Raw genomic sequence first — 7320 nt, forward strand, 5'->3', positions numbered from 1 at the left:
TATGTTGACACTATCATTCGAGTGAGAATGAGTAATAAGCAGGGGGGATACGGCACAGACTCCTGCAAATAAAAGTATGGCTTTTAATGGCTTCATAATGGGTCTACTTTTTATCAATAGTGACATGTCCGCGAATTTTGTTCTTTTTCGTTATATCCATTGTCCATGACGTGCTGTCAGTAATATCTATTGCGACAACATCATATTTGGGGACTTTAAAATAAAGCACCTCTGAACCTTCAGGAATATTATTTATGGTAAAGCTGTATTGTTGCTTTCCATTCTCGAATTCAATAATTTTGTGGTAAGGCGTGTCTATTGAGGCTAAATAAGTGCGCATTTTGGGGTGAATTTTACAGCCTACTCTGACAATGCTGTTCTCCTTCCAATCGACGACTATTTGTTTTTCTTCTCCGGGTGGCATCAATCCAACATCAAATTTAGCTGATTGTGCTACGTCGTTAGCGAAGACATTATGTTCAACATTATCTGAATTTTTAAATGTGACCGAATCCCCTGGTTTAATGACAACCATTTTTGAAGTGAACTGTTTGTCTAATTGATCGATTTCGGCGTCAGCAATACTGGATTGCTCAGCCGGAACATAGGCGATGCCTACCAAAGGAGGCTTTTTAATAAACGTAACCGTGCCATGAATACTTACTGCTATCGCGCTGCTTGGTAAACTTATGATGAGTATTAATATCAATTGTCTGCACCAAGGTGAGAGTCTTCGTTTCATTTACTTCTCCGTTTGCTTGTCTTTCGAAGTAGCTAGGTTAATTTCAGAAAACACAGGTCGCACAATCAAAACTGGGTCGGTCAGTGCTGATAAGAAGCTGATCAAATCTCTCACTTCATCTTGAGTGAGATTTAACGGTTTCATCAATACATCTTTATTAGGCCCATCGCCACCACCCTCATTGTAAAACTGAATAACGGCTTCTAAGTCTGCGAGTGAGCCGTCATGCATGTAGGGGTTGGTTAATGCAACATTTCGTAAACTGGGAGTCTTAAATCGGTAGGCCATTTCTGGTTCATTTATGATGGTGCCTCGTCCTTTATCTGTCGTGGCAATTCCTAAGCTATGAAAACTATCATCTGAGAAGTTAGCACCATCATGGCATTCTGTGCACTTTGCCTTTCCTTCGAAGAGCTTTAATCCATTTCTCGCTTCAGGACTTAAGGCTTGAAATTGGCCAGCAAGATACTTATCAAATGATGAATTGTTAGAAACAATGCTACGCATAAATGACGCAAGAGCTCGGCTAATGTGCCATTTATCTATCTCGATCTTGCCATAAACTTTTGTAAACTGTGCTTGGTATAGCTGAATAGCTGCAATTCTGCTTAGCATAATTGTTTCAGATAAATTCATTTCTTCAGGGTTCGTAATTGGCATAAGTGCTTGATGTTCTAGTGAATCCGCACGTCCATCCCAAAAAAAGATGTTAGACCAAGCTAAATTATATAAATGTGGAGTATGGCGAGTTAATTTATTGCCTTCAGTCCCAATACTGAGTTTTAACCCATCACTAAAACCATGGTCCGGATTATGACAAGTCGCACAGGAAACGTTGTTATTGCCTGACAATCTGTGGTCGAAAAAAAGTAACTTTCCTAGATATATTTCATCTTCTGAGGGAGGCTCATCTTCAGGGTATTCAATGTCATATAATAGTGGGGTCGAAAGTGGCAACGCGATAGATAATTTAGATACTAATGGTGCGGATAATATGGCGATGTAAAACAACATGTGTGCAATATTCGGCGCTGTTAGCATACGTAAATAATCCATTAATAACGAGCTTACATATCAAAGTATCGTGTTCGATTGGAATGTTAGCGCTCTTAACAAAATGAATAAGTTAGCTATATATTTGCGCCACTTAAAAAGCTTAGTAGAAAAGTTCAAATAAGCTACTGTATCGCTTTAAAAATATCTCAATGGGGCTATGTGATTTTGAAATGATTATGACTTTAATTAGCATTGATAGGGTCTCTATGAGAGCCGTTACCCATTTATGAGTAGCTGTAGATTTTATATTAATTTTCGATTTAATCGAATGATGGCTACGTTTTAATGCAGTATTCATTCGACTGTATGCTTGGTAGGGTTATCTTATTAACGGTTAACTGAGAGTTTTATCATGAACGTATTAAGCAAATTTACCGCTCGTCCAGCGATGGATGGTGATGGGGTTAATATTAAACGAGTAGCGGATTTCATGAATACTCGTTTTGATCCTTACTTAATGATTGATGAAATAAAATCAAATGATCAGCAAGATTTTATTGGCGGTTTTCCGCCGCATCCACATCGAGGTATTGAAACCTTTACGTATATACGTAAAGGCGGTTTTGAGCATCGAGATCAACTCGGTAATGTTAAAGCGATACGTGCGGGTGATGTGCAATGGATGAGTACAGGAAGTGGCGTAGTGCATTCTGAAATGCCCCTTGCCGATGCTAATGAAGGCCTTCATGGATTTCAGATTTGGCTTAACATGCCAGCCAAAGACAAAATGCGTCCTGCAATTTATCAAGACACAACAGACACACCTAATCCGGTTGTTAGCAATGATAGCGGCGCTCATCTTAAAGCTTTGGCTGGTGACTGGCAGTTTACCAACAGCGAAAAAGTCATAAAGGCCAGCATTCAAGGTTTGGCGGGTAATGGCGCTATCGCAGATTTGATGCTGGATGAAGGCGGAGAAGCGCGTATAGACTTATCTGCACACCAAAGTGTTAGTGTATTCATTTATCAAGGCGAGCTTGAGTATCTCGATGCCAGCGGACTTCGTGCACAGGCAAAACAAGGCCAACTATTGGTGATTGAGCCACAACTCAATACGCTTATCAAAGCGGGGCATGAAGATACAGGAATTCTATTACTAGCAGGCAGCCCCATTAATGAGAAAATTGTTCATATGGGGCCATTTGTGATGAACAGTCAAGCTGAGATAAATCAGGCCATTGATGATTATCAGCAAGGACGTTTTGGGGAAATTGTTTAGGGTGATTTCAATCCGTTTTATGTGAATAAATGTCAGCGACTAACGGATAAAATTGCTACAATAGACATTCAAACATTTGGCCAAGGTATTTTATCCTTGGCCGAGTTGTTTCTATTATCCCATTTTGCTTTGATATCAGAGGATATTCAACTTGAGTCAGTCTACTGAACAGGCCGCTAATACGGCTTTCGCATCACTTAATCTTAAACCAGGTTTGTTTGATAATCTTAAAACCATGGGATACGAGTCTATGACTCAAATCCAAGCTGAAAGCTTACCGGCTATTCTTGCGGGTGATGACGTGATTGGCCAAGGAAAAACCGGTTCAGGTAAAACGGCTGCATTTGGCTTAGGTCTACTAAATAAACTTGATGTGAAACGTTTTCGCATTCAAACCATGGTGCTATGTCCAACGCGTGAATTGGCTGATCAAGTGGCCAAAGATATTCGTACTTTAGCCCGTGGTATTCATAACGTAAAAGTGCTGACCTTATGTGGCGGTGTTCCAATGGGCCCGCAAATTGGCTCGCTTGAACATGGTGCCCACATTATTGTTGGCACACCTGGACGTATTGTCGATCATCTCGATCGTAACCGTTTAGATCTCAGCAACGTGAATATGTTAGTGCTAGATGAAGCCGATCGCATGTTAGAAATGGGTTTCCAAGATCATATTGACCAAATCATTGCTGAAACACCTCATGAGCGTCAAACGCTATTATTTAGCGCGACTTTTCCTGAGCAAATTCAACAAATTGTTGAACAGATTATGTATAAGCCTTTGATGGTTAAGGTTGAGGCGACTCATGACAACCATACAATTGAGCAGCATTTTTACCATACAGAAGACAATCAGGCTCGCTTAGAGGCATTGCAATTATTGCTCCTTGAAAAGCAACCTGAAAGTGCAGTGGTTTTTTGTAACACCAAACGTGAAACCCAAAAAGTGGCTGACACTTTAGCCGAGCAAGGTTTTAGTGTGTTGGCTTTACATGGCGACTTAGAGCAGCGCGATCGCGATCAAATGTTACTGCGTTTTGCTAACAAGAGCGCCCGCGTATTAGTGGCTACCGATGTGGCCTCTCGTGGTTTAGATATCGAAGATTTAGAAGCGGTATTTAACTATCACATTGCTTACGATACTGAAGTGCATATTCACCGAATTGGTCGTACAGGCCGCGCAGGTAGTAAAGGCGCTGCGTACACTTTCTTTAGTCATGCTGATGGCCACAGAATGGTCGAAATTGAAGAGCTGATTGGCAAAGAAATTGATGGTGAAACGTTACCGTCAATGAATGTGCTCAACAAGCAGCCGCAAGAAGCAGAAATGATCACCATTCAAATTGATGCGGGTAAAAAGCACAAAATCCGTCCTGGTGACATTGTCGGTGGCTTAACGGGTGAAAATGGCATTAACGGCGCCGATATTGGCAAAATTAAAGTGACCGATATTCGCTCATTTGTTGCTGTTAAACGTGATGCATCGAAAAAAGCATTGAACAAAATTACCAAAGGCCGCTTGAAAGGTAAGACTTACCGAGCTTGGTTTTTGTAATATTAAATAAGTAAAAAAAAGCGAGCTTAGTGCAAACTAAGCTCGCTTTTTTGTATGTCAGATTTAGGCTTATTACTTTAAATTGTGAATTTACTTAATTGCTTGGACTTAAATCGGTGCAGTCATAATAAATGCGATTTTAATCAGGCTAATCATTGCTACATAGCTGCAGACTATGATTGTTCGTCGCCGTCTTTGAGGAAGTAACTCTTTGATGATGGTTCTAGTTGAATTGTGAGGTCTTATTACTTCAACAATGCAAGATTGCCATATTATTCCCCAACTTGCTCTTAGTTGGTATTGCTTTTTATTTAAACAAAATGAACGAGATGAAAAAGGAGACAAAAACATATTCTTACTTGCTAATACTGCCCCATCTTTTAAAGAGGACAGTGTTAGCTTACCAGTATACCTGTCGTAACTTGTACGTAATGAGGTCCCATCAATTTGATGGGTTTGGCTTTCAATCCGTTTGAACTGCAACTTGGGCGATTTCCATTTCTGCCAGAGTTGGTTGTTCAAATATAACGAGATGTTTTAAGCTTATATAGCTTTCATGAAGCAAGCTTAATCTTTTATACCGTCATTAAGTCAGGCTAAAAAATGAATTAATTGAAGTGCGACTATTATGCGATTTCTTATCAAACTCCACTTGGTCTGTGATGTTTGCGCTATGCAAAATATTGCCTGAGTAAATGATTAGACGATTGGGCTTTGCTTCAATGCTGAATACTTTTTCGAATAGCGTATCTGAATCATTAATGTAGCCGTTACGACTGGCAGCGGTTTGTTTAACCTCATCCACCATTTTCAAAATGACATCTTTGTCATTTACCGATAAATGCAGTTTATCGGTTCCTCGATAGCGATAAAAATGAGTGCCGCCTAATTGATTGTCATTGAGGTAATGCACTGCTGCCATATCGTGGTCTGCTAGAGAGTCAAAGTGAGGCATTGTTTGCGTCGCATTTAACTGTACTGGGCTTAAGGTCACTTTTGAGAGCCAACATTTGGCTATTTTATGTTGTTGAAAATGCTCCCCTTGTGGCTGCTGGGCTAATAATTCAAGTAGGGCTGTCAGAGTGCTGTAATAGGGCGTTGGCATTTCATCACGCATGCCTGGAAATAAAGTGCCATCGGTGCCTGCTGGGTTAAAATATGCTTTGGTGTTGCTGTAATCGACTAGGGATTCAAAGTCCTCTAAAAAGTCATCAATTATCCAGACTAACTGGTTAGAGTGGGGAATTTGTCTACTTTGGATTTGCAGCTTGCTGTTAATAACACTCATGATAAGTCTGTATTCCTTTACGTCAGTATGTCACTAGGCGCTAACTATTTTCACAATATTGGATGCATCACTTAGGGCTAAACTAATAGCTTCAGTGAGTGATGATACGAGGTTAGTGTCGGTTTAGATCGTTACGGTTTTACTATTGGGTGAAATGATTTTTGAAAGATTTGTAGCTTATTGTTTATATAGCTATTTTAGTATTAGGCTTTCGTCTAAATGCTCTTAGTCTAAATGACACTTAGTCAGAGTGCTAGTTAGTCTGACGACTAACAAAGTAGTTGTCTGCGAACCCGATATATGGGGTTCGCTATATTGAGATTGGTAATTCAGAGGTGTTATTGCTGACTAGATACTATTGTGAGCCAGGTGCTATTGTGAGCTAGATACTATTGTGAGTTAGATATTTGGCCGCTATCCACTTCTGACAACATGTAAATCAAGGTGTCGCCATTTTCGTCACCTGCAAGATATGACCAAGAGCTGACATTTTTGCCAAGATTTCCTCCCTGAACTTGTTGACTTACCTCCATCCACGCATTGGGCGCTAACTCGAATCCGCGAATTTCACAGGTTGTGGTCTTACAGGTGATGGACTCAATATTTACGTCGTTAGCAAACTCACTAATGGCAATGGCATCTCTTAATTCTTGCTCGCGATTTACAGCCCAATCATGGTTGGTTTCAGCTTGATGATGGCGTTTAAAGCGTTCAATCATGTCACCTTGTTGATTAGCGATGATATTTGCGAATTCTTCTGGTACCCTTTGGCTAGCTTGCTCGAGAGTAATGCTGGCAGGTTCAGGATGAAAAGGAGAACTGGTATTTTGATCTGCTGCTTCATCTATTTCGGTATATGCAATTTCAACTTGCTGCTCTAGTAGCCCCATTGACGAATTCATAGCATCAATAAGGCTATTCTTTTCTGCTAGCTCTTGTTTGAGCTGTTTCACTTCTTGTTTCAGTTCAGAAATAAGCTGCGCCGATTCACTCTCTAATGCTGACGACAGGGTTTTAGCACTGTTATTGATTTCAGAGCTTGGCTGACTCATTTGTACTTGGCTCTCTTTAACTTGAGCCTCTTCAACTTGATTAAGTTGCTTTTTACCCATTTGTAAGCCTAAAAAAAGGCAACCGAGTGCTAGTAATAACCCCAGTGTAATTAATCCAGAATGTTTCATAAATCTTCCATGAAAAATGTAGTCATAATTTATCATGAACCAAAGGGGACAAACTGGCAACTCATGCACAGAATACCTATTACTGATTTGTGGACCTTGATTTGAGGGCAGACTCTATAGAATGAGTTTGTAGAGAGACTTTTGGGATTGAGTTTGCGGCTAAGCTGCGAGCGTAAAGCGGTTGTGGAAACTAAAACTAACGCTAAAATTGAAAACTACATTATATCTATGTCATAGATACAAAAAAGGCACGAAAGCTAGGCTTTCATGCCTTTTTYG

6 protein-coding genes are annotated in these 7320 nt (G+C 40.2%); 2 read left to right on the forward strand and 4 right to left on the reverse strand.

Features of this window, described 5'->3' with window-relative positions:
* Window positions 1-103 precede the first annotated feature (103 nt).
* A complete protein-coding gene (locus tag FNZ24_RS17820) occupies window positions 104-742 on the reverse strand; it encodes a plastocyanin/azurin family copper-binding protein (RefSeq protein ID WP_153916184.1) in 639 nt (212 codons plus the stop codon).
* Window positions 743-1798, reverse strand: a complete 1056-nt coding sequence (locus tag FNZ24_RS17825) for a cytochrome-c peroxidase (RefSeq protein WP_153916185.1) — start codon at window positions 1796-1798, stop codon at window positions 743-745.
* A gap of 352 nt (window positions 1799-2150) precedes the next feature.
* Here FNZ24_RS17825 and FNZ24_RS17830 point away from each other — a divergent pair, with 352 nt between their 5' ends.
* Together FNZ24_RS17830 and dbpA are read left to right on the forward strand one after the other, a co-directional pair.
* On the forward strand, window positions 2151-3017 hold the full coding sequence (locus tag FNZ24_RS17830) for a pirin family protein (RefSeq protein WP_153916186.1): 867 nt from the start codon (window positions 2151-2153) through the stop codon (window positions 3015-3017).
* 151 nt (window positions 3018-3168) lie between these two features.
* Entirely contained in the window at window positions 3169-4572 is a 1404-nt protein-coding gene (dbpA, locus tag FNZ24_RS17835; RefSeq protein ID WP_153916187.1) for an ATP-dependent RNA helicase DbpA, read from the forward strand.
* Window positions 4573-5158: 586 nt separating this feature from the next.
* Here dbpA and FNZ24_RS17840 read toward each other — a convergent pair.
* Complete coding sequence (locus FNZ24_RS17840; protein ID WP_153916188.1) at window positions 5159-5860, reverse strand: DUF6445 family protein; 702 nt, start codon at window positions 5858-5860, stop codon at window positions 5159-5161.
* 389 nt (window positions 5861-6249) lie between these two features.
* The gene (locus FNZ24_RS17845; RefSeq protein ID WP_153916189.1) at window positions 6250-7041 is read right to left on the reverse strand and encodes a hypothetical protein; all 792 of its coding nucleotides are present in this window, start codon (window positions 7039-7041) and stop codon (window positions 6250-6252) included.
* Window positions 7042-7320: the final 279 nt, after the last annotated feature.

It is taken from the genome of Shewanella sp. TC10 (genome assembly GCF_009663145.1).
Taxonomy (GTDB): Bacteria; Pseudomonadota; Gammaproteobacteria; order Enterobacterales; family Shewanellaceae; genus Shewanella.